The organism is Streptomyces vilmorinianum (assembly GCF_005517195.1).
GTDB lineage: Bacteria > Actinomycetota > Actinomycetes > Streptomycetales > Streptomycetaceae > Streptomyces > Streptomyces vilmorinianum.
Genome location: NZ_CP040244.1, coordinates 4,663,506 through 4,689,984, shown reverse-complemented (window position 1 = coordinate 4,689,984; position 26,479 = coordinate 4,663,506). Strand labels below are relative to the sequence as shown.

Here is a 26,479-nt window from a genome sequence, read left to right as displayed (position 1 = left end):
CGCGCCCTGGTTGCAGGGGAGATGGCCCTCGGTGCGTGAGCAGGGTCATAAAGGTGACGGACCGTGCCTGATCGTCTCGGGTAATCCCCGTACGAGAAAAGGAGATCGAGGTCCCGTCATCCACGGAGGGTGACCGGAATTCGGTGCGAATATCACGTCCCGGATTGATCCATGAAATCGACGGCTTGTTCGCGCCGACCCCGCTCGTCTACGGTCACCGTCAATCCGGTCGGACCGCCGAATCCTGCCACCGCCCGGAATTCGCACCCACCCACGTGCGGCAGGAGCGGGGGACCCAGGTAGTACGCCGATCCTTCAGGTCAGGACGGCTCGGGGTGAAGCCGCGTGAGAACGCGGCCGGACATCTCCAGTCCGAACCCGACAGCTCACCTCGCAGGCGACGGAGAGGAATTCGCCATGCCCGCGAAGGGTAAGCACCGCCGTCCCAAGGTCAACCCGATCACACGCGGATTCGTCGCCGCCGGTACGGGTGGCGCCGTCGTCGCCCTGCCGCTTCTCGGTGCGACCGGAGCCCACGCCGCCGACAAGGCCGCCCCGGCTGCCGTGACGCCCGAGCAGGCCGTCGCCGCCATTGCCGCCGCCGCCCCGGCGAAGGCCCCGGCCGCCGCGCCCGCCGCCGCCAAGCCGAAGACGTACCGCGTCGTCCCCGGCGACTACCTGTCCAAGATCGCCCAGGAGCACCACCTCGCCGGCGGCTGGAAGAAGCTCTACGAGGACAACCGGCAGGTCGTCGGCGAGAACCCCTCGCTGATCTTCCCCGGCATGAAGCTCACCCTCGGCGCCAAGTCGACGGCCAAGGCCACGCCCAAGGCCGCCGCCCCGAAGGCCACCACGAAGGCCGCCCCCAAGGCCGCCCCCAAGGCCGAGAAGCCGTCCTCCGCCTCGGGTGAGTCGCGCAGCTCGCGCTCCACCGAGCGCAGCACGGTGGAGTCGACCCAGGCCGCCCCCGCCGCCCCCGCGCAGAGCGTGTCCTCCGGCTGGGTCGCCCCGGTCGGCGGCGGCGTCTCCACCCCGTACCGCGCCTCCGGCTCGATGTGGTCCTCCGGCTACCACACCGGTGTCGACTTCATCGCCTCCTCGGGCACCTCGGTCAAGGCCGTCGGCGCGGGCACCGTGCACTCCGCCGGCTGGAGCGGCGCCTACGGCAACGAGGTCGTCATCCAGCACGCCGACGGCACGTACTCGCAGTACGCGCACCTCTCCTCCCTCTCCGTCTCCGCCGGCCAGACCGTCTCCGGCGGCCAGCAGATCGGCCTGTCCGGCTCGACCGGCAACTCCAGTGGTCCGCACCTGCACTTCGAGATCCGCACCGGACCGAGCTACGGCTCGGACATCGACCCGCTGGCCTACCTGCGCCAGCACGGTGTCGGCATCTGACGCACACCCAGCACCCGACGGGCCCGGCACCTCTGTGCCGGGCCCGTCGCGTGTCCGGAGTATTCCGGCTTGGCGGAATCTTGACCGGTGGCGTATCTCACCCGGCGTCAACCCCTCCTTACGGTCGCGTAGGTCACACCTGTAAGGGAAGGATGTGCTCCCGTGGCAGACGATTCGAGATCAACAGACATGAACGTATTCGGGTCGTACGCGGCGATCGGTGACAGCTTCACCGAGGGTGTGGGAGATCCCGGGCCCGACGGGAAGTACGTCGGCTGGGCGGACCGCTTCGCGGTTCTGCTCGCCGACCAGCTGCCGGAGCACGACGCATTCCGTTACGCCAACCTGGCCGTACGCGGCCGCCTCCTCGACCAGATCGTGGAGGAGCAGGTCCCCAGGGCGAAGGAGCTCGCCCCGGACCTGGTGAGCTTCTGCGCGGGGGGCAACGACATCATCCGCCCCGGCACCGACCCCGACGACGTCGCCGAGCGTTTCGAGCGCGCCGTGGCCGAGCTGACCTCCGCCGTCGGCACGGTCATGGTGACGACCGGCTTCGACACCCGGGACGTACCCGTGCTGCGCCATCTGCGCGGCAAGATCGCCACCTACACGGCCCATGTCCGGGCCATCGCCGACCGCTACGACTGCCCGGTCCTGGACCTGTGGTCGCTCAAGTCCGTGCAGGACAGGCGGGCTTGGGACGACGACCGGCTGCACCTGTCTCCCGAGGGCCACACCCGGGTCGCGCTGCGCGCCGCCCAGGTCCTCGGCATGGAGGTACCGGCCGACCCGGACCAGCCCTGGCCGCCGCTGCCGCCCCGGGGCACGCTGGAGGTGCGCCGCGACGACATCCACTGGGCCAAGGAGTACCTCGTCCCGTGGATCGGCCGGCGGCTGCGGGGCGAGAGCTCGGGGGACCACGTGGAGGCCAAGCGCCCGGACCTCATGCCCCTCTGATCACCGACGGGCTCCGTTCGGGGATCCGCTCCAGGACACCGCCGGCGAACACGTCGTACAGCGGCAGCGTCTCCAGGTGGACGTAGCCGATGTGGCAGTCGCAGACGGCGAGGGGGCAGGCGCGCGGGCGCAGGGCGGCGCGGTACGAACCGTCGTAGAGATTGCCCAGCTCGGCCTTCACGAAGTGACAGCGCCGCCTCTTGGGAATGAGCATCGCCCGCGAAGCCGACCGGTGGAGGGGAGAGAAACGGGCGTCGGCAACGGGAAAGGTGAACGCGCGTTCTCGTGTTCGCTGGTTGTGGTGCCCTTGTCCTGATGCGGGGACGGATGTGCGTCTGTCGTGCGTACGGTCTCGTTGTGGGGGCCGGGGCGAGCGACCGGGCGTGAGAGGGAGGGGGTGTTGTCGTGTCGGTGGCGGGGGAGGGCGGGCATGCCCGGTACACGTACCGGCTCCGTGTGTCGTCGACGGCCCGTACGGAGCTCCTGGCGGAGTGGGACCGCTGCCGGTGGATCTGGAACGAGTGTGTGGCCCGGTCTAAGAAGGCCCTCGCCGAGAACGAGAACTGTGGTCCCGCCCGGCTGGACAGGATGCTGACCGGGGCCCGCGCTGTGACGCGGTGGCTGGCCGAGGGCTCGTCGGTGCCGCAGCAGCAGGTCATCCGCGACTTCGCCAAGTCCCGTGTCAAGGCGTTGAAGGACATCAAGGACCGCCTGCCCGTGCGGCGGCGTGCGGGGATGCCCCGGTTCAAGAAGAAGCGTGAGGCCGACCCGACCCTGAACTACACCCGGCGCGGCTTCCGGTTGAAGGAAGGGCGCCTGCACCTGGCCGGGAATATCGTGCTGACGGTGGTGTGGTCGAGGGACCTGCCGGCCGAGCCCTCCAGCGTGCGTTTGTACTGCGACAGCGTCGGTCACTGGTACGCGAGCTTTGTCGCGCCTGCCGAGGTGCAGCCTCTGCCGGAGACGGGTCGGGTGATCGGAATCGACTGGGGTGTGAAGGAGACCGCGACCACCACCAGCGACGCCTACGATCTCCCGCACGCCGGACACGGCAAGCGAGGGCAGGCTGAGCTGACCCGGTACGACCGGATGATGGCCCGCCGTAAGCCCGCCAGGGGGCAAGCTGCGTCGAAGGGCTACCGCGAAGCGAAGAAGTGGCGGGCGAAGAGCTACGCGAAGATCGCGCGCCAGCGCCAGGACACCGGGCGCAAGTGGGCCAAGAACGTCGTGACCGACCACGACGTCATCGCCGTCGAGGACTTCAGGCCGAAGTTCCTTGCCAGGACGTCGATGGCCCGCAAGGCAGCCGACGCCGCGATCGGCGCCACCAAGAAGGCCCTGACTGAGATGGGCCGCAAGCACGGGCGGGATGTGCGTCTGGTGCATCCCGCGCACACCACTATGGACTGCGCAGCCTGTGGAGCGAGAACCAAGCACGCGCTGCCGCTGTCGGAACGTACCTACACCTGCACCGCGTGCGGAGTCGTCTCCCCAAGAGACAAGAACTCCGCCCGTGTGATGCTCGTCCGGGCAGGTCTCAACCCGGCTGGTGCCGAGGGCGTAGGACCTCCTGGAGCGCTGCTCCAGGAGGCGGCCTGAGCCAGGAATCCCCCTGCTTCCAGCTGGGGGAGGATTCAACCAGAGATAGACCTGGGACCGGGACGGGAGGCCGGTGCGCAGCCGACGGGCGTGCCCCAGGGGGTCCCGGTGGGTGACGACCCCGGAGCCGGACGGCACCTTCCGTACGTACTGGCTGCGCGTGCCACCGGAGATGACGACCGCACGGCAGGGGGTCGCCTGGACCTTCGGGCTCGCGGCGGCGGCGTACGAGCCGCTCGTGCAGACCTGAGCGGGTGACGGGGCAGGAGTGGCGCGCGGGAGCGGGGGCCGGGGGGTGCTGGGATGTGCGCGCCGGGGGCCTCCCGGCAACCATCGTCGAAGGGACCGCCTGTGACGACCAGCCACCTCCCGCCCCACCGCCTCCCGGTCGGACCGTTCCGTGCCGCGGGCGTGCCGTCCGCTGTCCGCCCCCGTCCCGTGCGTCGCGCGGTGACCGCGGGCGCGGTGCTTGCCGCGCTGCTGATCGGTGGCGCGGCGCCGGCGCTGGCCGTGGCCCCCGGCGCGGCGGCGCCCGTGACGGCCGCCCCCGCCACCGATCCGGCGACGATCACCGTGACCGGGAGCGGACGGGCCGCCGGCGCGCCCGACCTCGCGGTGCTCTCGGTGGGTGTGGAGGCGACCCGTAAGACCGCCAAGGAGGCGATGGAGGCCCAGCGCGTCGCCGCCGAAGCGCTGCTCGCAGCGCTGCGGAAGCAGTCCGTCGCGGACCGGGACATCCGTACCGACAGCCTCTCCCTCTCCCCGGTCCACACCTACACCGCCGACGGACAGAGCAAGGTGACGGGCTATCGGGCCGGGCAGAGCTTCTCCGCGAAGATCCGGGACATCGACAAGGCGGGCCAGGTCATCGGGGCCGTGACCGACGCGACCGGGGACGCGGGCCGGATCAACGGCGTCGCCTTCGACATCGCCGACCCGAGCGCGCTGCGGGCCAAGGCCCGCGAGACCGCCCACAAGGACGCACACGACAAGGCCGCCCAGCACGCGCGGCTCAGCGGCCACCGGCTCGGGCGGCTCGTGTCGCTGACCGAGAGCGAGGGCATGCGCCCCGGCCGCCCCGCGCCCGAGATGCCCGCCGACGCTCCGGGGGTTCCCCTGGCCCCCGGCGAGATCGAGGAGCAGGTGACGGTCACGGCCGTCTACGAGCTGCGCTGACCGCTCGCCCGCGGCCGTGCGGCGGACGACGGCCCGGCGGCATCCGGTCCGGTGGCATCCGGTCCGGTGGCGTCCAGGGAGGGCAGGCCGAGCTCGCGGGCCAGTGCGGCGTCGGCCCACTCCAGCATCGCGGCACGCGAGAGCGAGCCGGCGTACGACGTCATCTGCACGGCGAGTCCGTCCAGGAAGGCGGTGAGCCGCCAGGCCGCGGCCGCCGGGTCCGGGCAGGGGAACTCGCCGGCCGCCGCGCCCTCGGCGATCACCTGCGTCAGGGCCGCCTTCCACTGCTGGTCGAGCGCCCCGGCGACCTCACGCAGCGCCGGCTCGCGCAGACAGACCGCCCAGCCCTCGATCCACAGCCGCCAGCCTTTGGCCTGCCCGGTCGGGGCGTACCAGCGGACCGCCGAACGCAGCCGGCGCAGGGCGGTGGTCCGCCGGCCGAGAAGCCGGCGCAGATGCGCGAGGTCGGCCTCGGCGGCGTAGGCGAAGGCCGCCGCGACGAGCTTCTCCTTGGTCGAGAAGTGGTAGAGCACCAACGCGTTGCTGACCCCGAGGGCGGAGGCGACATCGGCGATCCGGACGGCCGACGCTCCCCGTTCCTCGATCTGCTCGACGGCGGCACGCAGCAGTTCCTCCTGCCGCTCCGCCACGCTCAACCGCACTCTCGCCACGTCCGTCACCCTACACAGAACATGACACGGGCATGATCATCTTCTCGGGCGCGACGTCGTGCGACAGCACGTGGCGCATCAGGCCGTGGTGTGTCCGTACCAGCCGTAACGCTCCGCGATCTCCGGCAGCCGCTCCTCCACCAGCGCGTGCGCCGCCGCGCGCGGGGTGGAGCCGTCCTGCTCCGCGCGGTCCAGCATCCGCCCGACCAGCGACCGCATCGCCCGCCGCGTATGGGCGAAGGCCTCGTCCGCGTCCGCCCCGATGTCGCCGAAGAGCGTCCACCACCACCAGGCGTTGGTGCCGGAATTGACGACGACGTCCGGGAGCACCACCACCCCGCGCGCGGCGAGCAGCTCCTCCGCCTCGGGGAGGACCGGCATGTTGGCCGCCTCGACGATCCAGCGCGCCCGGATCAGCCCCTCGGCCCCGGCGTCGATCGCGTACGAGACGGCGGCCGGGACCAGGACCTCCGCGTCGGCCGAGAGCCAGGCCTCGCCGGCCTCCTCCCGGTCCCCGGGCCGCAGCACGGAGCGGTCCACCGTCCCGTACGCGTCACGGGCCGCGAGCAGCGCCTCGACGTCGAGGCCGTCCGGATTGACGATCGTGCCCTTCACGTCGGCGACGGCCACCACGGTGAGCCCGGCCCGGTCCAGGAAGCGCGCGGTGGCGCCGCCCATGGTCCCCAGACCCTGGACCGAGACCCGCGTCCCGGCGTACGGCCGGCCCGCCCGGTCCAGCGCCACGAGGACCGACTCGGCGACCCCGCACCCGCCCACGAGCTCGTCGAGCCCGATGCCGTCCACCTCCACGGCGAAGGCGTCGGCGAGCCGCCGCCGGGCCTCGGTCTCGTCGTCCAGGAGCGGGTAGACGGCCTGGACGGTGGAGACGAGCCCGGCCTCCGAGGCCGCCCGGTCGACCAGGTCCTGCGTCAGCCCGAGATCCTCACCGGTGGTCCAGAAGCGCTCGATGTACGGACGCATCGCCCGCAGGTAGCGGACCAGCACGCCGTACGCCTCGGGGGAGCGCGGGTCGCAGTCGATGCCGCCCTTGGCGCCGCCCAGGGGGACGTACCGACTGCTCGGGTCGTAGTGCAGGGCCTCCTTCATCGTCATGCCCCGCGCGAGCCCGGCGACCTCCTCGGCCGTGCACCCCTCACGCATCCGCAGCCCGCCACTGGCCACCCCGCGCACCAGCCGGTCGACGACCAGATGGCCGCGGCGGCCGGTGACGTGGTCGGTCCAGCCGACGGACAGCAGAGGGGCGGTGCTCATGGGCGTACTCCGGGATGCGGCGGGTGCGTACTGAACGGCGGTTCAGTATCACTCATCGCCCCGGCCGGGAGTGGCGCGGGCCGCTCATAATGGAACGACCCCGACCATCAGGAGGCCCTGTGACCGGCACCGGCTCCGACCATTCACTGCGGGCACGGCTGCGCGCCCTGCGGCCCGAGGCGTTCGGCGCCGACCCGGCGGGGGAGCGCCTGGAGCGCATCCGCCGCTCGCCCCAGTTCGCCGACGGTGTCTTCCAGAACCCCGTGGCGGCCGGGATCAGGCCCTCCGGCTCCGCCACCGAGTTCGCCAAGATCTACTTCCAGAAGGAGGCCCGGGCGCGCAGGGCCCCCACCGGCGCGATCCCGGTCCACCCCACCACCCTGGCCGACCTCGCCAAGCCGCCGGTCTCCGGCCTGCGCCTCACCTGGATGGGGCACTCCAGCGTTCTCGCCGAGATCGACGGCCACCGGGTGCTCTTCGACCCCGTCTGGGGCGACCGCTGCTCGCCCTTCGCCTTCGTCGGGCCGAAGCGGCTGCACCCCGTGCCGCTGCCGCTCGCCGCGCTCGGCCCGGTCGACGTGGTCGTGATCTCCCACGACCACTACGACCACCTCGACCTGCCCACGATCAAGGCGCTGGCCTCCACCGACACCGTCTTCGCGGTGCCGCTCGGTGTCGGCGCCCATCTGGAGCGCTGGGGCGTGCCCGCCAAGCGCCTGCGCGAGCTGGACTGGAACGAGTCCACCGAGATCGGCGAGCTGCGGCTCACCGCGACCCCCGCCCGCCACTTCTGCGGCCGCGGTTTGCGCAACACCCAGCACACCCTCTGGGCGTCCTGGGCCGTCGCCGGCCCCGAGCACCGGATCTACCACAGCGGCGACACCGGATACTTCCCCGGCTTCGAGGACATCGGCGCCGCGCACGGCCCCTTCGACGCGACCATGATCCAGATCGGGGCGTACAGCGAATTCTGGCCCGACATCCACATGACGCCGGCCGAGGGCATGCGGGCCCACCTCGACCTCCAGGGCGGCCGTCCGCACGGCGTCCTGCTGCCGATCCACTGGGGCACGTTCAACCTGGCCCCGCACGCGTGGGCGGAGCCGGGGGAGTGGACGAAGTACGAGGCTGAGGAGGCCGGCCAGGCGGTGGCGCTTCCTCGTCCCGGTGAGCCGTTCGAGCCTGCGGGGAAGCTGCCGTCCCACGCCTGGTGGCGCGGGGTGTCCCATCCGATCGCTCGCCCGTGGCGCCGGTCCCAACCGGCGCAGGCTCCTGCCGAGGCACCCAGGCATGATCTCGACCTCGCGGGTGAGAGGTGACGGTGAGCCGGTCGTCGTTTCGACCACGCATCGTGGATTCCTGTGTAGCCCCCAGTGAGCCGGACGGCGGGGATCGCGCGGGCGCGGGGCCCGAGGCCATGTAACTGGTGATGACCGTCCCGAGTCCCGCGATCTCGACTTCGCGGGCGAGTGGTGACGTCGATCGGGGCGGCTTTGTGCGGATGGGTTGCGGGGGGTCGGTGAGGAGATGCGTACGACGGTTGTCCGCCACTGGAGGCCGATACGGCTTCCGGAACCCCGGCTCTGGGAGATGGACGGCAGGCACGCGTACGGCCAGGGCGAGGGCTTCGCGCAGGTGGTGAGAACCTGCCGTGCGGGTCGCAGGACTGGGGTGGCGGCCTCCCGGGCCCCGGCTATGGTGGTCGGAGGGGGCCGCGACTGCTGGTGAGCGAGGTCTCGATGAGCGGATCGGCCACTCCTCGCAGCGCCGAGGGCGTCATGGGGCAGGGCTACACGCGGCATTCGCGGGTCCAGCGCCGCGCCGGGGACTACGGGATGCCCCTGCTGCACCGGGCTCTGGACGTGGTCGCCCTGCCGGAGGACGGCGCGCCCTTTCAGGTGGCGGACCTCGGTGTGGCAGCCGGGACCAACTCCCTGGACCCCATGCGTGCCGTGGTGGAGGGGATCCGCAGGCGTACCGGCGAGGACACCCCGGTGACGGTCGTCCACACCGACATTCCCGCGAACGACTTCAACACCATGTTCGCGACGATCATGGATTCGCCCGGCTCCTACGCCCACCAGCCGCAGGTCTTCGTCCACGCCGAGGCGCGTTCCTTCTACGAGCCCCTCTTCCCGCCCGCGGAGCTGCACCTGGTCTGGAGCGCGATCGCGGTGCACTGGCTCTCCCGCGTTCCCGACCCCATCCCCGACCACATCTTCTCCTCACGGGCCACCGGTGGCGTACGCCGGGCTCTGAAGGAGCAGTCCCGGTCCGACTGGGAGGCGTTCCTCACCCACCGGGCCCGGGAGCTGCGCTCCGGTGGGCAGCTCGTCGTCCTGGGCGGGGCGGCTGCCGACGATGGTTCCAGCGGGGCCGACGGTCTGATGGACACCGCCGAGGCCGTACTGGCCGACCTGACCCGCGAGGGCCTGATCACGTCGGCCGAGTACGCGAGCATGACGATTCCGACCTGGAACCGGACCAGGGAGGAGTTCCTCGCTCCGCTCCGGGCGGGGCCACTCGCAGAGGTCCTGCGGGTAGAGGAGTACGCCCTCGTGGTGCTGCCCGACATCCTCCTCGGACACCTCCGGGAGACAGGGGACGTCCAGGGCTACGCCGACCAGGTGACGGCGTTCTTCCAGGCGGCGTTCCAGCCCTCCTTGTTCAGCGCGCTGGAACCCGGCCGTGGCGGCAGCGACATCGACGCCCTCGCGGACGCGTTCGCCGCCGGGATGCGGGCCCGCGTCGCCGCCGACCCGGACGCGGTCGAAACCCACTGGCATGTCGTACCCCTGCGCATCGCACGCGTGTGACCGGCCCTGACGCGACAGGTGAGGCGTGACATGACGGAAGCCGCGGCCCGGCCGCCCGGCCCGCGGCGGCGCGGGGCGCTGGCCGTCCTGCTCCTGGCGGCGTTCATGGGCATCCTCGACGTGCTGATCGTCAACGTCGCCGCCCCGTCCATCCAGCGTGACCTGCACGCGAGTTTCGACGACATCCAGGTGGTGATCAGCGGATACGTCCTGGCGTACGCCGTGACGCTGACCACCGGGGCTCGGCTGGGCGACTCGTACGGCCAGAAGCGTGTCTTCCTCCTGGGCGTGCTGGGGTTCACGGCGTTCTCCGCCGGGTGCGCGGCGGCACCATCGGCCGGGGTGCTCATCGCCCTGCGCCTCGGCCAGGGGCTGGCGGCGGCCCTCATGCTGCCGCAGGTGCTGGCGCTGATCCAGGTGATCTTCCCGGAGCGGGAGCGGGCCCGGCCGCTCGCGCTGTACGGGGCGACGCTGGGGCTGGGGGCGGTCCTGGGGCAGATCATCGGCGGAGCCCTGATCCGCCTGGACGTCCTCGCTCTGGGGTGGAGGTCGGTGTTCCTGGTCAACGTGCCGGTCGGGCTCGCCGTGGCGGCATGCGTACCGGCCACGCTCCCGAAGCACAGGCTCGCCGGGCCCCGAGCCCTGGACATCCCGGGCCTGCTGCTGACCGCGGCCGCCATGACGCTGCTGATCTTCCCGCTCATCCGGGGCAGCGCCGACGGCTGGCCCGTCTGGGTCTGGCCGGCCTTCGCGGGGTCGGCCCTGGCCCTGGTCGCGCTGTGGCATGTCGAGCGGCGGCGGGAGAGCGCGGGCGGGGCGCCGCTCGTCCCGCCGTCGCTCTTCCGCAGACCCAGGTTCCGGATCGGGCTGACCATCGCGCTGGTCTTCTACAGCGGCAACTACGGGCTGTTCCTGCTGCTGGCCTACGTGTTCCAGGACGGCCTGCACCTGTCGCCGCTCGCCTCCGGCATCGGGTTCCTGCCACTGGGCGTCGGGTTCGCGGGAGCGTCACTGGCCAGCCGCCGGCTTACCGCGCGGTACGGCAGCCGGGTCCTCCTCGTCGGCGCGGGGACCATGGTGGCCGGATACGTCGCGCTCATCGCGACGCTGCTGCCCGGCCCGGCCTCCTCCGGAGCTCTCGCGGTGCTCACCATGGCGCCCGCGCTGATGGTGTCCGGGGTCGGGCAGGGGATCGTCTCGGCGCCGCTCATCGGGGTCGTCCTGGCCACCGTGCGCCGCAAGGACGCCGGGGCGGGGTCCGGGATGGTCCTGACCACGAACCAGCTCGCCAGTTCCCTCGGGGTCGCCGTGCTCGGCGCGCTCTTCGTCGCCCTGCTCGGCGCAGATCCGCAGGACACGGGGGGACGGCTGGACGAGCGGGACTTCACCGCGGCTCTCATGGGCTGTTCCTGGCTGCTGCTCGCCCTGGCGGTGGCCGTCGGCCTTCTGGCCTGGCGCCTCCCCCGTGGGGACCAGGCCCGCCACCCCACGTCGAGCGGCGCGGAAGGGCCGTCCTACCACCCGTCCCGCCGCCCGGACCGCCGGTGAGCCGCGGGTGAACCGGGGTGGGTCCGGGACGGCAACGGCCGTCGCGGGGGAACGTGCGCTTCACGCGTTCGGTGGCCATCGGGATGCCGGACGGGCCGCGTATCCCCCCATGCCTCCCAGGACACCCGCCGCCGCGACCAGCAGAGCCGTGGTGATGCTCACCCGCAACAGCAGCGTGCCGATGGCCGCGCCGGTCAGCACCGCCACCAGGCCCGCGGCCCGATAGCGCTGGGACGGGTCACCCGCCCCGCCGCCCAGAGCCGAGTGCCGGATCCAGGTGACGAGGGTTCCGGTGACGAGGGTGGTGTTGAGGACGGTCCCGAGCCGCCACATGGTTGCGCTGCGCACCCCCATGGCCAGCGCGGTCGAGGCGATCACCGCGTAGTGCCGCGGAGAAGGCTCTCTCGTGACGGACGGCAGGCCGAGCGCGGCCAGCGCCCCCACCACGAGCAGGGCCGCCGCGATGACGGCCGAGGTGAAGATCCACCGCCGGCGCCTGGCCTGCAACGCCACTCCCAGACGGTTTCCCGCGGCGGCGCCGACCACGAACGCGGCGAGCGCCGTCAACGACCCGAGGGGCGTCAGGTCCTCGCCCCCGGCGAGTGCGAAGCCGAGGAAGAGGATGTTGCCGGTCATGAAGGCCGTGAAGATCTGTCCGAGGCCGAGGAAGGCGACCGCGTCGACGACGCCCGTGACCGCGGTCAGCACGACGAGCACCTTGGGCAGCGGATCGGGATGAGCGGGTACGGACATGGGCACGCCTTCCTGTCCCCGAGGAGAGGGCGGGCGGGCCGGTCCGGGCAGCAACCGGCGACCGTCCCCGCTCCGCCGCCAAACGGGTCCCGCCGCCCATTACAGCCCCAGCCCGGTCACACGGCACGCCGGGGCCGGGAGTGAGCCGGGCTGGGGCTGGGTCGGGCTGGGCTGGGTCGGCCTGGCAGGGACGCAACGCGTCCCTCCGCTCACCGGTCCGCGGCGACGTCGTCACGGGTCGCGCCGTCGATGCCGATCAGTCCGTGCTCGGCGGCCGTGCGGCGGCAGGCGGCGAGCATCTGCTCGCTCGGACCCGCGGCGACCATGTCGAAGCCGCGGGCGGCGGTAGGCGAGATCCTGCGGACGCCGGTTCGCTCCCCTGCGCGCCTACGAAGGGGGCGAAGGCGGGTGGTAGCGCTCCAGGTTGGTGCGGACCCGGTCGAGGTACGGCTGGATGCGCTGGAGCTCGGTGCCCTGTCGTTGCACTCGCCAGGTCGAGATGCGGTAGCCCGCGGCGAGGTTGAGGGCCGGGTCGCCTGGGACGCCTTCGAGTTCGGGGGCTATGGCGCAGAGCATCCTGCCCACGGCGGGGATGGAGTCCTCGGGGCTGAAGGGCGGCGTGGGGATGGTCTTCTGCTGGGTGGGCGGCAGGTAGTAGCGAAGAACGCGTGGTGTCCAGCGGGCGATGCCGTACTCGTCCTTGGCCGGGTCGCTCAGCACGGGGTCGAACCCGCTCTCCGCCTCGAGCATGGCGGCCACCAGGGCGGGCGTGACCTGAGGGATGTCACACATGGTCCCGGCCTCAATGATCAGGTGCCGGTAGCGCTGCGGGATGTCCGTGTCGGTCCGCAACCACCGTCCGTCGTCCTGCAGCCGGACGCCCACCACGGGGTCGGGCACGTCACGCGTCTGGTCTGCTGCCGAGGCGCCCCCGGGTGATACGGAGTCGCCGGACACGAGCGCGCCGAGCGTCATGACGGCCGTCACGAAGGCCGCGGCGAGGCCCTTGAGCCGGCGCGGCACCCACCACTGCGACGCCCTCGAACCGCGTGCCGGGGCCTTGGTGCCGGGCGCCGAATCGGCCGGAGAAGTCGGAGCGGCTGAAGGGGCCGGAGAAGCCGGAGGGGCTGTAGGGGTCGGAGAAGCCGGAGGGGCTGTAGGGGCCGGAGGGGCCTCCATCAGTGGCGGCGGAGGACTCGTAGACAGGTCGTGCGCGTGGATCCGACGCTGCTCCCACTGCGCCGGATCGCCGCCGCAAGCGCTCACGAAAGCCGCCAGTACAGCGGCGCTGGGCAGGCGTTGGCCGGCGGCCGCGGCGGCCAAGGTGGAGGCCGAGTAGTGGGTCCGGGCGGCGAGTCGCCGATAGGGCGGGCTGCCCGCCCGGCGTCTCAGATCGCGTAACTCGTAGGCGAATCGGGCCACGGGGCCCTGCTGCGGGTCCAGCGGCTGTTCCTGGCGTCCCACTTCTGGTTCCTTCCTGTCCTTGGAGTGTCCCGTTCACCGGCGTACGGCGGTCCGCCGATGTGGGAAGTGCCATTGTCCGGGGATTGTCCGGGGTCTGTCCGACGAGGTCACAGGGCCAGGACATGGGGCGTGATCGCGCGTTTGAATGTGCGCGGCGCACGGCGGAAACGGTCCACGGCCACACCCCACCCCGCACCCCCTGAGTCGGCGAAGGAAGGGAGCCACGTGAGCAGACGACCGGGTGCCGGTGTCGATACCCGCCTGCTCCGGGCACGGGCCACCGCCCATGCGAGGGCGAGCCGGAGCATGACCAAGGGCTTCGGCCGCGACACACGTCACCGGGAGTTCCGCGGCCTGCCGCCGCGGCAGGCCGCTGTCACGAGTGGTACGAGGAGCCCGGCGGCCACGAGTTCCGTGTGCCGCGGTTCCGCCGTGACCTCGACGGCATCATCAGCCGGCTCCGCAACGCGTCAAGCCTCGGGCGCGAACAGCACGAGGACTCACAGATCATCCACAGGAAGGCGTCATGCGTCCACACCTCATACGTGCCCTGCGTCTCTTAGCGGCACCGCTCATCGCCCTGCTCATGCTCGCCGCCGGAGCCGTCGTCCCGGCGCAGGCAGCCGAGACGACCGACGGTGACACCTGGACGTTCACCACGGCCAACGGGCGACGTCTCGACGTGCAGAACGGCAACACTCATGCCGGTGTGTTCATCGTCGCCAACAACACCCCCGGCTATCACCAGGAGTGGAAGCTGATCCCGCTCGGCCGCGGCGAGTTCCGGATCGCCAACGCCTTCACCGGCAAGTGCGTGCAGCAGACCTGGCCCCTGTCGCAGCAGGACTGCGGCAAGGCCGAGCAGGAATGGCACTTCCGTCCGGTCACCGGCAAACCGAACACGTTCTCGCTGGTTCGCAGCAACAACGCCGCCTGCCTCGACATCGCTCAGGGCGCCACGTACCCGGACGCCTGGACCCAGGTCTGGAACTGCAACAACAGCACGGCGCAGCAGTGGACCGTCCCGGCGTCGAAGCAGCCGGAGGCGCTCAAACTCGCCACGGAGTTCTACTCACACCTGTGCTCGACCAACACCTCCACCTGTTCCTGGAAGCAGACCTCCGAGGGGGAGCCCAAGGCCCTGCCGCTCGAAAAGGCGTCCTCGGTCTGGTACAACGACACCTCCGAGAAGGTCACCCAGGTCTTCACGACGATCTACCGCAGCGGTTGGTCGCAGAGCTTCTCCGCAGGCGTCTCGACCTCCCTGGGCGTCTCCGTCCCCTTGCAGACCATGATCAGCTCTCAGCTGACGTCGACCACCACCTACCAGGTGGACGAGGCCGAGATCAACGGCGTGCTCGTCACCGTCCCGCCGAAGAACTACGGCTGGGTCGACTTCGCGGCCATCGCCAAGGAAGTCACCGGCGCCTGGACCTTCGACAAGGGCGGCTTCCCCTGGACGACCGAGGGCACCGTCACGGTCCCGGTCGTCAACTCCCCTGCCGGATCGACCATGTACATCGCCCACACCGGAACAACCCCGCCCGGCAGTGACCCGGCCGACACGGAGGCCCAGCCCCAGACGTACGAGAAGGCGGCCACCACGACCCTGAGGATTCCCGACGGCTACCGCGCCGCCGCCGAGAACGACAAGCTCCTGGTGGTCGACGCCGACGGCGTCACCCACGCCACGATCATGCCCGGGATCATGCAGGACGCCACCGGTAAGACCCAGCCGGTCCACCTCCGTGTCGAGGGCACCACGCTGACCCAGACCATCGGCGACGGCAACGGCACGATCACGGGCACCATGACCGCGCCCAGCTTCTCCGTCGGCAAGAAGACCTCATCCACTGCGGCGATGTCCCTCGCCGGCGTCGAGGAGGCGTCCTTCGCCCCGGCCGACCTCGGACGTACCGCCGAAGGGCCGGAACACAAAGCGTGGCACGACTGCATGCGCAAGGAGATGAGCAAGGCGGTTGTCGGCGGGGCTGTCGGCGGTGTCTTCGCCGGTGGTCCGGCCGGTGCCGCTGCCGGACTGCTCGGAGGCGCGTTCAGCGGCTACTTCATCGGCAAGATCCAGTGCGGTCCTGAGCCCGACGTCAGCTCGTAAGCCGCTGGTGTTCCCCGCCTGATACGCCCGTCCACGCGGGCGGTGGGCCCTCGCCGGGCTCCAAGCCCTTCCTGGCGGAAGGGGCCGGCGGGGGCCTCCGTCCCTTCCGGAACATGTCTCCGGATCTTCTTGCCGGTTCTTGACCCTGACGCCCCCGGGAGCCCTGTCTGCCTCGTGGGCTCGCCTTCGGCGACATAGGTGCTCACCGACGTCCGTAACCGGCGGCGACGCCCCCTGCGTGAACCACGGCCCGCGGTCAAGGCCGTGAGGCCTGGTAGAGCGTCATGTCGCCCAAGAACCACACGACTTTACGCCGCTGCCTGGGGCCTGGCCCGACATCCACATGACGCCGGCCGAGGGCATGCGGGCCCACCTCGACCTCCAGGGCGGCCGTCCGCACGGCGTCCTGCTGCCGATCCACCGGGGCACGTTCAACCTGGCCCCGCACGCGTGGGCGGAGCCGGGGGAGTGGACGAAGGACGCCGCGGCGGAGGCCCCAAGGGGTCGGCCGCGACCCCGACGGCTCCCGCGCCCCCCGCGGCCCGCGACGATCTCGACCTCGCCGGCGAGCGGTGACAGAGGGGCGGGGGTCCCGGCGTCAGACCACCGGGGTCGCGTAGCCGAGCAGGCCGGTGAAGTTCTGCGCGTACGCGTCGTGCGGCGCGTTGCCCTCCAGGCGCAGCAGCGCCTCGTCGTTGTCGCGCAGCGACGAGTAGTCCAGGTTGTGGGAGCCGGTGAAGGTCCACTTGGTGTCGGGGTGGCCGGCGTAGTTGCCCTCGACCAGGAGGTACTTCGAGTGGAGGAGGTAGCCGTCGGCGTTGAGCTTCTTCAGCGTGATGTTCGGGTGCCCCTTGAGGGTCACCTCGTCGTTGCTGTTGGCGTACACGATCTGGACCGAGCAGCCCTGGTTCGCCAGGGAGACGAGGGCGGCGGCCACCTCGTCGCGGTGCAGTGCGAAGGCGGCCACGCGCACGACGGACTCGTGCGTGGACGTGCCCACCGTCGTGTTCCCCGTGCACGAGACGTTCCGGAGGATGTCGACGACCACATCGCCGGTCTTCTGGGGGAAGAAGTAGTACTTCTCGGTACCGACCTTGGCGGACGTGAAGTAGTCGGCGGTCTTCTGCTCCGCGACCAGCGCGTTGAAGTACGTCGTGTAGGCCGTGTACAGCTCGGTGTTGCCGACCACGGTGTAGGCGTTGTTCCAGTACTTCGCGACATTGACCGGGGTCTGGTTGGCGGAGGTCTGGATGACCACGTCCTCGGCCACGCCCACGGCTCCGACGCGGGAGAACGTGAAGAACTTGTTGTGGTTGATCGCGTTGGTGCCGCCGGTCGCGATGCAGGCCCCGCCCGTGGCGCAGACATGGACCCATGAGCGCGCTGACTTGTCGGTCCCCAGCGTGCTGATCAGGCTCTGCGCCGCCGTCGAGCCGCTGTACGCCGCGTCGAGGACCACCCGGACGTTCACGTTCCGCTGGTGGGCGGCCACCAGGGCGTTCGTGTAGTCCTGGTCCGTGAGGGCGTACAGCGCCGCGCGGATCAGGCGGCCGCTCTCGGTCCTGCCGATCGCGCCGGTGATGTGGTTCTTGACCGCGTTCTGCTCCTCCACGGTCCCCTTCGGGTTGTTGAACACCGCGCCCGTGGTGAGAGGGGTGGTGTCCTCCGCGACCGCGGTGCCGGCGCCCGGCAGGGCCAGGGCCAGCGCCAGGAGGACGGAAGAGACTATGCGCCAGTGAACTCTGATGATCGGAATCACTCCTCTGATGAACCTCGCCTGAGGGCCGGCTGCGAAGATCAACTGGCCGTCGTGCGCGACAGCGTAGGACAGGTCGGTGAGGCCGTTCAGGGCGGGTGGGCGCAGGGCCGGTCAGATCAGGGCAGGAGCTGTCGTACGAGGTTGTCCGCCGCCCATGTCTCCCAGCGCGAGGGCGTCCAGCCGCGGTCGGTGACCAGGATCCCGTAGGTCTCCGGGCCGAGCACGGTCAGCGCGATGTCGGCGGCCGACGCGGCGTCGTGGCCGTCGCGCAGCGCGCCGCCCGCCTTCGTCACGAGGGCCTCGGCGAAGCGGAGTTGCACGGTGAGCCGCTGGTGCCGGTTGGTCCGCCAGAGCTCGGCCAGCTCGGGGTCGGCGGCGGCCGCCGCGCGGACGACCTCCAGGACGGGGGCGGCGCGCTCGAGGATGCGGCGGGCGCCGGCGGCCTGGCGGGCCAACTGGAGGGCGGGGTCGGGCTCGTCGAGGACCTCCTGCGCCCAGGGGCGGTCGAGGGTGGCGACCGGGTCGGCGTCTCCCGCGACCGTGGTGTCGAGGAGTTCCTTGAGTACGGCGCGCTTGGTGCCGAAGGTGAAGTACACGGTCTGCACGCCCACTTCGGCGGCGCGGGCGATCGACTCGACGGTGGTGCCCGTCCAGCCGTGCTCGGCGAAGAGCCGGGCGGCGGCGTCGAGCATCCGCTGCCGGGTCCGGCGGGTCTTCTCGGCGCGGGTCAGGGGCGCGGCCACGGAGCACACCTCGTTCACTTGCTCATCCAATTTTGACTGTAGTGAGACTACAGTGTTATTCACTGGAGTATGACTACAGTGAAATGGCGGGTGCTGGTCGTCGGCGGATACGGAGCCGTGGGCGGCACCGTGACAGCCACGCTCGGCGCGTGGTTCCCCGGACGGGTGGTCCCCGCGGGGCGGGACGAGGCGCGGGCGCGGCGGCACGGCGGCGTCCGGGTCGACGTCACCGACCCGGACGGGTTCGGACGGGTCCTCGACGGGCTCGGGGACGTGGCCGCGGTGGTGCTGTGCGTCGAGCCACCGGACACCGGCGTCGCACGGGTCTGTCTGGAGCGGGGCGTCCACCTCGTCGACATCGGCGCGACCCGGCGCCTCCTCGACGGTGTGTCGGACCTGGACGCCACAGCCGTCGCCGGCGGCGCCACAGCCGTGCTCAGCGTCGGCGTGGCCCCCGGACTGACGAATCTCCTGGCCCGCCGTGCCCACGAGGCCGTCGGCGGCGCCGAGCGGATCGACCTCACGGTGCTGCTCGGGTCCGGCGAGCGGCACGGCGGCGACGCCGTGCGCTGGACCGTCGAGAACCTGGCCGAACCCGTCACCGGCCGCCCCCTGCGGACCGTGCTCCCCGGGTACGGAACCAGGACCGCCCACCCGTTCCCGTTCTCCGACCAGCACAGCCTGAGCCGCACGCTCGCCGTGCCCGAGGTGACCACCCGGCTCTGCCTGGACTCCCGGCCGCTGACCGCCCTGCTCTTCGCGCTGCGCCGCACCGGACTGCTGCGGACCACGCGCCGGCAGGGGGTACGGCGGCTGGTCACCGGGGCCTTCCGCCGCGTGCACCTGGGCGGCGACGGCTTCGCTGTTCGGGCCGACGCGCGGAGCGGCGACGGCCGCGGCGCGGCGTACGCGATGACCGGGCGCGCGCAGAGCAGGGTCACCGGCCTGGTGGCGGCGTACGTCACCCGGGAACTGCTCACCGGCGATCTGCCCGCCGGGGTCCACCACATCGACCGACTGCCGGCCCTGGCCGGCCTGCCGGAGTTGCTCGTGGCCGAGCACGGCCTCACCCTGACACGCCTCGACGGCCCGACCGGGACGTCCTCGCCGTGACCGGCCGATGGGAGGGCGGCGACTACACGGCCGCGGGCGACGCCTGGGCCCACGCCGCGGACCACGTGACCGCTGCGGCACTGGCCGAACTGGCCGAACTGGGCGAACTGGCCGAACTGGGCGGGCGGGGCGAGCTGGGACGGCCGGCGGTGCCGGGCGGGCTGGGCGGGCTGGGACGGCCGTGTGGGCCAGGCGAGGAGCCGGCGCTGAGCAAGCCGGCGGAACCGAGAACGGCGGTGGAGCCGAGCAATTGGGCAGAGCGAGGCCAGCCGGCGGTGCTGGACACGCCGACGGTGCTCAGCCGGCCAGCAGTGCCGGGCGAGCCGCCGGAGCCGAGAGAGCCGACAGCGCCGGCCGAGCCGGCAGAGCTGACCGAGGCCGCGCCCCGCGGCCTCCCGGCGCGCCACCTCGCCCACGGCCCTCGTGTGCTCGACGTGGCCACCGGATCCGGCCCCGCCGCGTCGGCCGCCGCCCGTGCCGGGTGCCGGGTGGTCGGCCTGGACCTGGAGCCGGGGCTCCTGCGGATCGCCGCCGAGCGGGCGCGGCGCGCGCGGCCGTCGGGGACGGCGGAGTTCGTGGTGGGCGACGCGCTCGCCCTCCCGTTCCCGCGCGGGGCCTTCGACCTGGTGCTGTCCACCTTCGGCGTGATGTTCGCCCCCGACGCTCCCCGGGCCGCCGCCGAACTGGCCCGGGTCTGCCGCCCCGGCGGGCTCGTGGCCGTCGCCTCCTGGACGCCCGCGGGAGCCATGGGCCGGATCGCGCCGACCGTCACCCGGTACCTGCCCCGCCCGCCGGACGGGCCGCCGCCCACCCGCTGGGGTGATCCCGCGCATCTCGGGGCCTGGTTCGAGCCGCTCTCCGTGGACCTGCGAACCGAGGAGCGACGGGTTCGCGTCACCTACCCCTCGGTGGCGCACGCTGTCGCCGTCTTCGAGAACAAGCCGGGCCCGCTGCGCGCCCACCGCGCGGCGCTGGAGGCGGCCGGCTCCTGGGGCCGGGCCCGTACCGCACTGAACGCGCTGTTCACGGCGCACAACCTGGCCGCCGACGGACGCCTCGTCATGGACGTCCCCTACCTGCTGGCCCTCGGGCGCGTGCGCCCGCGCCCCGGGCACGTACCCGCTGGTGGATGACACGGTTCCGGCCATACGGACAGTCACGGCGTCCCCGGCCCACCGACCCGACACGATCGCGAATCCGCCACCCGTGACGCGGCCGACAAGGGCGCGCGGACACACGTCGAGGCGCGCCCGCACACATGCGCACCCCCGGGTGCCGGGCCGCGCCGACGGATTCCGGTCAGAGCCGATTTCCACCGAGGGTGGAGGCGTGCACACGCCTCCACCCTCTTCCGTTCCCGCGCGCCCCAGGGCTCTGTCGAGTTTCGGCCGAGCGTTCTCGGCCTGTCGTGCGAAGGGTGATACCAGACTCGGGCGCTGTACGGGTAAGTTTGCCAACTGCGCACCGCTCATGAACGGTTGACGACTACAGTGTGTGGTTGGTGATCATCGGTAGGCTCATCAGACCCACGTAGTACACCCCCCGTAGTACGCCGATTCCTGGGCACGTACCAAGGACACTCATGTCTCAACTTCGCGCACCCGCCGCGCGGTCCGACCGCCGTGAGGGCGGGCGGCACGGCCGGTCAGGCGCCCGTTCCGCTCCCGGTGCGGGGGCTCCTCCCAACCCCGCGCAGCAGCCCGCGCCGCTCCCGACGGAAGCCCGTATACGCCCCCAACTCCTGCGTACCTCCGTGCTTCCCGCCGTTGCGGTAGCACTCGGCGGCGCCGCCGCCGTCCTCTTCACCATCCGCTCCACCGGCGCCACTCCGACCCCCGGCCTCTGGGCCGCGCTGACGGGCGCGGCGGCCCTCACGGTCGCCTCCGTGACCGCGGCCGCGCTCGGCGCCGACCGGGCGGCCAAGTCCGTACTCGACCGATGCAACGCCCTGCGCCGCTCCAGCGCCCGCGGCCAGAGCGAACTGCGCACGGTCGTCGAGCAGCTGCGCCGCGGCGACGGACCCCCGGCCCGCCCGGTCACCCCGCCCGGCGCCGCCTCCGGCGACGAATTCGACCTGCTGGCCCAAGAGCTGACCCGGTCTCACGAGGCCGCGGTCGCCGCGGTCGTGCAGGCCTCCCGGCTCTCCAGCAGCGTCGGCAACGAGCAGAAGGTCGAGGTCTTCGTCAACCTCGCCCGCCGTCTGCAGTCCCTCGTGCACCGCGAGATCCAGCTCCTGGACGAGCTGGAGAACGAGGTCGAGGACCCCGAGCTGCTCAAGGGGCTTTTCCACGTCGACCACCTGGCGACCCGCATCCGCCGCCACGCGGAGAACCTCGCCGTGCTCGGTGGCGCCATCTCCCGCCGCCAGTGGTCGAATCCGGTCACCATGACCGAGGTTCTGCGCTCCTCCATCGCGGAGGTCGAGCAGTACCCGCGCGTGAAGCTCGTCCCGCCGATCGACGGGACGCTGCGGGGCCATGCCGTGGCCGACGTCATCCACCTGCTGGCCGAACTGGTCGAGAACGCGACGCTGTTCTCCGCCCCGCACACCACGGTGCTCCTGCGCGCCCAGTACGTCACCGCCGGCCTCGCCATCGAGGTCGAGGACCGCGGCCTGGGCATGCCGGCCGCCGAGCAGAACAAGATGAACGCCCTGCTCGCCGACCCCGACCAGGTCAACGTGGCCCACCTGCTCCAGGACGGACGCATCGGACTCTTCGTGGTCTCGGCGCTCGCCCGGCGCCACGGCATCGCCGTACGACTCCAGTCGAACATCTACGGTGGTGTCCAGGCGGTTCTCGTGCTGCCGCAGGGGCTTCTCGGCGCCGACCCCGAGGGCCTCGCGCGCAGCGAGAGCCAGGCGGGGGCCGTGGCCGGCGGCCACGCCGCCCAGATGGCCCAGGGGGCCCAGCCGGTGCCCGCACCCGCGGTCCACGCCGCCCCCGCCGCGCCCCTCTCGACCGGGACGCCGACACCCCCGCCCGTACAGATGCCGGCGCCCCCGCCCGTACAGCCGATGCCCGCACGGACCTCGGACCGAGCGCCGGAGCCCGCGGCCGAACCCCCGCACCGGCCACTGACGTACACCACCTCCGCACCCGCCATGCCGCTCCAGCAGGAGCACCCGGGCGCGCCCTCCCCGGCCGCGCCCGCACCGCGCCGCGACGCCCCCCTCCCCGTACGGGGAGAGAACACCGAGCGTTCCTACCCCGGCAGCGCCGCCCCCCAGGTCCCTCGGGCGGAAGCGCCGAGCCGCCCACTCCTCCCCAAGCGGCGTGCCCAGGAGCACATCGTCCCGCAGCTGCGCGACGAGCCCGTGGCCCGCAGGCCCGAGGAGCACGCTCTCCACGACCCGGGCCTGATGGCCGCGTTCCAGCGCGGCATCGGACTCGCCGAATCCCAGCCGTCCCCCCAAGAACCGCTGCGTCCCAGTGACGCGCACAAGGAGTAGATACACCATGGCGAGCAATGTGCCGATCGGCCATTCCTCGGATCTCGACTGGCTGCTGAGCGGTCTGGTCCAGCGGGTCCCGTACACCCGCAACGCCGTTCTGCTCTCCTCCGACGGCCTGGTCAAATCCGTCCACGGCCTCGACACCGACGCCGCCGACCACATGGCCGCGCTGGCCTCGGGCCTGTACTCGCTCGGCCGCAGCGCGGGCGCGCGGTTCGGCGACGGCGGCGAGGTCCGGCAGGTGGTCGTCGAGCTCGACTCCACCCTGCTGTTCGTCTCCACGGCCGGCTCCGGCACGTGCCTGGCGGTCCTCGCCGGGCGCGAGGCGGACGCCGCCGTCCTCGGATACGAGATGGCGATGCTGGTCAAGAGCGTGCGGCCCTATCTGGTCACCCCTGCCAGGCAGGCCGCGGGCGCCGCGGGCGGCACGGGGCAGTGAACGTGACGTCCTCCCAGGAGGGGCCCTGGCTCGATGACGCGGCAGGCCGGCTGATCCGCCCGTACACCGTGAGCGGCGGCCGGACCCAGCCCACCACCGCGCTGGACCTCCTCTCCATGGTGATGGCGACGGGCACCTCACCGCAGCCGCACATGGGTCCCGAGCACAGCCTCGCCCTCGGGCTGTGCGACGGACCCACCTCGGTGGCGGAGATCGCGGCGCACTTACGGCTCCCGGCCGTCGTCACCAAGGTCCTGCTCTCCGATCTCGTGGACTGCGGGGCGCTCACCGCCCGGGCGCCCCGCTTCCATGCCAACCCAACCGACCGTTCCTTGCTGGAGGCAGTGCTCCATGGCCTACGACAACGGCTCTGAGCGCCACGAGAGTTTCGCGGCCGACCCGTTCCCCACCGCGCTCAAGATCCTCGTGGCGGGCGGCTTCGGCGTGGGCAAGACCACCTTCGTGGGCGCGGTCAGCGAGATCGAGCCGCTGAGCACCGAAGAGCTGCTGACACAGGTCAGCGCGGCCACCGACAGCCTGGAGGGCGTGGAGTCCAAGACCACGACCACGGTCGCGATGGACTTCGGACGCATCACCCTCGACGACCGCAACGTGCTGTATCTGTTCGGCACTCCGGGCCAGGAGCGCTTCTGGTTCATGTGGGACGAGCTCTCCGAGGGCGCCCTCGGAGCGGTCGTCCTCGCCGACACCCGCCGCCTGCAGGACTGCTTCTCCGCGGTCGACTTCTTCGAGCGACGGGGCATCGGATTCGTCGTGGCGGTCAACGAGTTCGACGGCGCGTACCGCTACGAGCCCGACGAGGTGCGGGCCGCGCTCGACCTCAAGCCCGAGGTGCCCGTCGTGCTCTGCGACGCCCGGATCTCCAGCGCCGGCATCCGGACGCTCCTCACCCTCGTCAAGCATCTGCTCACCACCATCCCGGCCGCCGTGCCGAGCTACGGAGCACCGACATGACCTACGACCCGACCGGTCATCTGCTGCTGACCCCCGTCGACCGGGAGGCGCCCGCCCGTGTGCGGCGGCTGCGTGAACTGGGCCTCGGGGAGCGGCCGGAGCCGGCCTTCGACGAGTTCGCCCACCGGCTGGCGGAGGTGACCGGCGCCCCGTACTCGATGGTCAACTTCATCGACGAGAACCGGCAGTTCTTCGCCGGGCTGCACACCCCGGCCGGCACCCACTCGGGCAGCGACCTCGGCGCGGCGGCGGCCGGCGGCAACGTGGGCCGGTTCATGGCCCGTGACCACGGCTACTGCCCGCACGTGGTGGTGCGACGCAAGGCGCTCGTCCTGGAGGACGTCTGCGACTACCCGCGGTTCGCGGGGAACCCGGTCGTGGACGAGATCGGCATCCGCTCCTACATGGGCGCGCCGCTGATCGACCGTACGGGCACGGCGCTGGGCACGATCTGCGTGGTCGACACGGATGTACGGCCGTGGGGCCGGGCCGGTCTGGAGACCATCAAGACGCTCGCGGCGGAGCTGGTGGAGCAGATCCACCGCCGCGAGGAGGGGCTGATCTGACGGATCCGAGCGACCCGTGCTCACGCGGGTGGCGCCCCGGGACGGCTCGACGGCCGGGCCGGGGCGCTTTCTCGTGTCCGCGCTCCGTGCGGGTGACGCGTTCGGTACGGGTGACGCGTACGGTACCGGTGACGCGTATGGTGCGCTTCGTGCGGTCAGGCGTGTACGGGCTCCAGCTTGACCAGGTCCGACAGCCTCTCGGACCAACTGCCCTTGTCCTGGCCGAGCGCGACCTCGGCCAGGCGCAGCAGCTGGATGTCGGACGTACCGGCCGGCGCGAAGATGTGGTGCGCGTCGCGTAAGTAGCGCTCGATGGGGCGGTCCGTGAAGAGGCCGGCGGCCGCGTGGATCTCCATGGCGTTGCGGCCGGAGTCGATCGCGGACTCCACGTTGACCAGCTTCGCGTTCATCAACTCGCTGTCGCAGGACATGCCCTGGTCGAGCAGATGCACCGCGTGGTACGCGGCGAGCCGGGCCGTCATCAGCCTCGACTGCATCTGACCCAGCTTCAGTTTGACGGTGGGCAGGTCGTGCAGCGGCTTGCCGTAACGGATGCGCTCGGAGGTGAACCGGGTCGTCTCGTCCAGGATCGCCTGGTGGATGCCGAGCGAGACGGCGGTGAGGTTGGCCCGCCCGTACAGCACGCTGGAGGAGTACGCGACGGACAGGCCGTCACCCTCGTCGCCGAGCCGGTTGGACGCCGGGACCCGGCAGTTCTCGAAGATGAGCTCGCCGAAGCTGAAACCGTGCAGACCCATGGCCGGCTGCTGGGGACCGGTCCTGAACCCCGGGCGGTCGGATTCGACGAGGAACGCCGTGAGGCCCCGGGATCCGGGGCCGGTCCTGACCACGACGCCGTGCAGATCGCCCACGTGGCTGTTGCCGACGAACACCTTGCTGCCGTTGAGGATGTAGTCGTCCCCGTCGCGGACCGCGCAGGCGGTCATGCCGAGGACATGTCCGCCCGACTCGGGCTCGGTGACCGCGATGGTCGGCAGGCACTCGCCCGCGGCGATGGCAGGGAGCCACGTCTTGCGCTGCTCGTCGCTGCCGAAGTGGACGATCTTGGCCGTGCCGAGCTGGGAGGCCTGGACCATGGCGCCCATCGCACCGCTGACGCGGGAGAGCTCCTCGATGATGATCGTCTTGGCGAGATGTCCCGCGCCCATGCCGCCGTACTCCTGGCTGATAGTCGCGCCCAGCCAGCCCTGTTCGGCGATGAGCCGGGACAGTTCGTGGTGGACCGACCGGGACGCCTCCATCTCGGCTATGCGTGGCCGGACCTCACTCTCCGCGAACTCCCGGACCGTCTCCCTGAGCTGATGATGAAGTCGACTGCTGAAGTAGCCGTCCATACGAGTCCCTCCTCTGCGAACGCCTGCTCGTTCGGTTGTTCGAGCAGATGGTGCATCGGCAGTGGTCCCGTCCCGAAAAGGCCGACACTTCATGGTGTTGATCTTTCCGGGGCGGATCAATATCGCCACGGAGTTTGTCTGAAACCGGAGTGGTTGACGTTTGTAACTGGCCGTGTTTCGTGTGGAGTTGGCCTGTTCGGGCGGGCCACCAGGGCATTCCCCGTGGGCATCTTTCTGCCACATGCCAAGGGCAAACAGCGCGGCGGCATATGGCGGCGAGCAGTGCCAGGTCGTCTCATGCGCCCCCT

General features: G+C 71.7%; 22 protein-coding genes, 4 pseudogenes and 1 riboswitch. Of the genes and pseudogenes, 17 read left to right on the top strand and 9 right to left on the bottom strand.

The window, feature by feature from the left end:
• Positions 1 to 258 precede the first annotated feature (258 nt).
• Positions 259 to 415: riboswitch (cyclic di-AMP (ydaO/yuaA leader) on the top strand.
• Positions 416 to 417: 2 nt separating this feature from the next.
• A complete protein-coding gene (locus FDM97_RS21955; RefSeq protein WP_137992211.1) occupies positions 418 to 1,398 on the top strand; it encodes a M23 family metallopeptidase in 981 nt (326 codons plus the stop codon).
• A 162-nt stretch (positions 1,399 to 1,560) separates the two neighbouring features.
• The gene (locus FDM97_RS21950) at positions 1,561 to 2,355 is read left to right on the top strand and encodes an SGNH/GDSL hydrolase family protein (RefSeq protein ID WP_137992210.1); all 795 of its coding nucleotides are present in this window, start codon (positions 1,561 to 1,563) and stop codon (positions 2,353 to 2,355) included.
• Here the strand turns inward: FDM97_RS21950 and FDM97_RS21945 are convergent.
• Positions 2,342 to 2,551: pseudogene (locus tag FDM97_RS21945) on the bottom strand (STM4011 family radical SAM protein); the annotation flags it as partial. The gene FDM97_RS21950 and the pseudogene FDM97_RS21945 sit on opposite strands and share 14 nt — an antisense overlap.
• Before the next feature lie 209 nt (positions 2,552 to 2,760).
• On the opposite strand from FDM97_RS21945, the gene FDM97_RS21940 reads away from it, so the two are divergent.
• The 3 genes and pseudogenes from FDM97_RS21940 to FDM97_RS21935 all read left to right on the top strand — a co-directional run bounded on the left by FDM97_RS21940 (position 2,761) and on the right by FDM97_RS21935 (position 5,130).
• Positions 2,761 to 3,954 carry an RNA-guided endonuclease InsQ/TnpB family protein gene (locus FDM97_RS21940; RefSeq protein WP_137992209.1) on the top strand — a complete coding sequence of 398 codons (1,194 nt, stop codon included), beginning with the start codon at positions 2,761 to 2,763 and terminating at the stop codon, positions 3,952 to 3,954.
• 115 nt (positions 3,955 to 4,069) lie between these two features.
• A pseudogene (locus tag FDM97_RS35950) lies at positions 4,070 to 4,204 on the top strand (DUF6745 domain-containing protein); the annotation flags it as partial.
• Between the two features lie 101 nt (positions 4,205 to 4,305).
• Complete coding sequence (locus tag FDM97_RS21935) at positions 4,306 to 5,130, top strand: SIMPL domain-containing protein (RefSeq protein WP_254705716.1); 825 nt, start codon at positions 4,306 to 4,308, stop codon at positions 5,128 to 5,130.
• Here FDM97_RS21935 and FDM97_RS21930 read toward each other — a convergent pair.
• Entirely contained in the window at positions 5,115 to 5,801 is a 687-nt protein-coding gene (locus FDM97_RS21930) for a TetR/AcrR family transcriptional regulator (RefSeq protein ID WP_137992207.1), read from the bottom strand. The two genes, FDM97_RS21935 and FDM97_RS21930, sit on opposite strands and share 16 nt — an antisense overlap.
• A 78-nt stretch (positions 5,802 to 5,879) precedes the next feature.
• Positions 5,880 to 7,073: a Glu/Leu/Phe/Val dehydrogenase dimerization domain-containing protein gene (locus FDM97_RS21925; RefSeq protein ID WP_137992206.1), complete on the bottom strand. Its 1,194-nt coding sequence runs from the start codon at positions 7,071 to 7,073 to the stop codon at positions 5,880 to 5,882.
• 119 nt (positions 7,074 to 7,192) lie between these two features.
• Between FDM97_RS21925 and FDM97_RS21920 the strand changes: the two genes are divergently transcribed.
• The 3 genes from FDM97_RS21920 to FDM97_RS21910 all read left to right on the top strand — a co-directional run bounded on the left by FDM97_RS21920 (position 7,193) and on the right by FDM97_RS21910 (position 11,437).
• Positions 7,193 to 8,392, top strand: a complete 1,200-nt coding sequence (locus tag FDM97_RS21920) for an MBL fold metallo-hydrolase (RefSeq protein WP_254705715.1) — start codon at positions 7,193 to 7,195, stop codon at positions 8,390 to 8,392.
• A gap of 405 nt (positions 8,393 to 8,797) precedes the next feature.
• On the top strand, positions 8,798 to 9,889 hold the full coding sequence (locus FDM97_RS21915) for a class I SAM-dependent methyltransferase (protein ID WP_175439201.1): 1,092 nt from the start codon (positions 8,798 to 8,800) through the stop codon (positions 9,887 to 9,889).
• A 30-nt stretch (positions 9,890 to 9,919) separates the two neighbouring features.
• Positions 9,920 to 11,437 carry an MFS transporter gene (locus FDM97_RS21910; RefSeq protein ID WP_137992203.1) on the top strand — a complete coding sequence of 506 codons (1,518 nt, stop codon included), beginning with the start codon at positions 9,920 to 9,922 and terminating at the stop codon, positions 11,435 to 11,437.
• Between the two features lie 60 nt (positions 11,438 to 11,497).
• Here the strand turns inward: FDM97_RS21910 and FDM97_RS21905 are convergent, their stop codons facing one another.
• From FDM97_RS21905 to FDM97_RS21900, 3 genes and pseudogenes are all read right to left on the bottom strand, one after another.
• Positions 11,498 to 12,190, bottom strand: a complete 693-nt coding sequence (locus FDM97_RS21905) for a YoaK family protein (protein WP_137992202.1) — start codon at positions 12,188 to 12,190, stop codon at positions 11,498 to 11,500.
• Positions 12,191 to 12,577: 387 nt separating this feature from the next.
• Entirely contained in the window at positions 12,578 to 13,213 is a 636-nt protein-coding gene (locus FDM97_RS35945; protein WP_175438981.1) for a lysozyme family protein, read from the bottom strand.
• Positions 13,214 to 13,432: 219 nt separating this feature from the next.
• A pseudogene (locus FDM97_RS21900) lies at positions 13,433 to 13,612 on the bottom strand (helix-turn-helix domain-containing protein); the annotation flags it as partial.
• A gap of 628 nt (positions 13,613 to 14,240) precedes the next feature.
• Here FDM97_RS21900 and FDM97_RS21890 point away from each other — a divergent pair.
• On the top strand, positions 14,241 to 15,767 hold the full coding sequence (locus FDM97_RS21890) for an RICIN domain-containing protein (RefSeq protein WP_175439200.1): 1,527 nt from the start codon (positions 14,241 to 14,243) through the stop codon (positions 15,765 to 15,767).
• A gap of 328 nt (positions 15,768 to 16,095) precedes the next feature.
• Positions 16,096 to 16,311: pseudogene (locus FDM97_RS36565) on the top strand (MBL fold metallo-hydrolase); the annotation flags it as partial.
• Positions 16,312 to 16,365: 54 nt separating this feature from the next.
• Here FDM97_RS36565 and FDM97_RS21880 read toward each other — a convergent pair.
• Both FDM97_RS21880 and FDM97_RS21875 read right to left on the bottom strand, forming a co-directional pair.
• On the bottom strand, positions 16,366 to 17,526 hold the full coding sequence (locus FDM97_RS21880; RefSeq protein WP_137992200.1) for a phospholipase D-like domain-containing protein: 1,161 nt from the start codon (positions 17,524 to 17,526) through the stop codon (positions 16,366 to 16,368).
• A 116-nt stretch (positions 17,527 to 17,642) separates the two neighbouring features.
• On the bottom strand, positions 17,643 to 18,269 hold the full coding sequence (locus FDM97_RS21875) for a TetR/AcrR family transcriptional regulator (RefSeq protein ID WP_254705714.1): 627 nt from the start codon (positions 18,267 to 18,269) through the stop codon (positions 17,643 to 17,645).
• A 69-nt stretch (positions 18,270 to 18,338) separates the two neighbouring features.
• Between FDM97_RS21875 and FDM97_RS21870 the strand changes: the two genes are divergently transcribed.
• From FDM97_RS21870 to FDM97_RS21840, 7 genes are all read left to right on the top strand, one after another.
• Positions 18,339 to 19,382 carry a saccharopine dehydrogenase NADP-binding domain-containing protein gene (locus FDM97_RS21870; RefSeq protein WP_254705713.1) on the top strand — a complete coding sequence of 348 codons (1,044 nt, stop codon included), beginning with the start codon at positions 18,339 to 18,341 and terminating at the stop codon, positions 19,380 to 19,382.
• Positions 19,379 to 20,515 carry a class I SAM-dependent methyltransferase gene (locus FDM97_RS21865; protein ID WP_137992199.1) on the top strand — a complete coding sequence of 379 codons (1,137 nt, stop codon included), beginning with the start codon at positions 19,379 to 19,381 and terminating at the stop codon, positions 20,513 to 20,515. Before FDM97_RS21870 ends, FDM97_RS21865 begins: the two co-directional genes overlap by 4 nt.
• 449 nt (positions 20,516 to 20,964) lie before the next feature.
• Positions 20,965 to 22,833 carry a sensor histidine kinase gene (locus tag FDM97_RS21860; protein WP_137992198.1) on the top strand — a complete coding sequence of 623 codons (1,869 nt, stop codon included), beginning with the start codon at positions 20,965 to 20,967 and terminating at the stop codon, positions 22,831 to 22,833.
• Between the two features lie 7 nt (positions 22,834 to 22,840).
• On the top strand, positions 22,841 to 23,275 hold the full coding sequence (locus tag FDM97_RS21855; RefSeq protein ID WP_137992197.1) for a roadblock/LC7 domain-containing protein: 435 nt from the start codon (positions 22,841 to 22,843) through the stop codon (positions 23,273 to 23,275).
• The gene (locus FDM97_RS21850) at positions 23,272 to 23,649 is read left to right on the top strand and encodes a DUF742 domain-containing protein (protein WP_432816234.1); all 378 of its coding nucleotides are present in this window, start codon (positions 23,272 to 23,274) and stop codon (positions 23,647 to 23,649) included. Before FDM97_RS21855 ends, FDM97_RS21850 begins: the two co-directional genes overlap by 4 nt.
• On the top strand, positions 23,627 to 24,250 hold the full coding sequence (locus tag FDM97_RS21845; RefSeq protein WP_137992193.1) for a GTP-binding protein: 624 nt from the start codon (positions 23,627 to 23,629) through the stop codon (positions 24,248 to 24,250). The genes FDM97_RS21850 and FDM97_RS21845 overlap by 23 nt, the downstream gene beginning before the upstream one ends.
• Positions 24,247 to 24,816: a GAF domain-containing protein gene (locus tag FDM97_RS21840; protein ID WP_137992192.1), complete on the top strand. Its 570-nt coding sequence runs from the start codon at positions 24,247 to 24,249 to the stop codon at positions 24,814 to 24,816. The genes FDM97_RS21845 and FDM97_RS21840 overlap by 4 nt, the downstream gene beginning before the upstream one ends.
• A 155-nt stretch (positions 24,817 to 24,971) precedes the next feature.
• Here the strand turns inward: FDM97_RS21840 and FDM97_RS21835 are convergent, their stop codons facing one another.
• Complete coding sequence (locus FDM97_RS21835) at positions 24,972 to 26,171, bottom strand: acyl-CoA dehydrogenase family protein (protein ID WP_137992190.1); 1,200 nt, start codon at positions 26,169 to 26,171, stop codon at positions 24,972 to 24,974.
• Between the last annotated feature and the right edge of the window lie 308 nt (positions 26,172 to 26,479).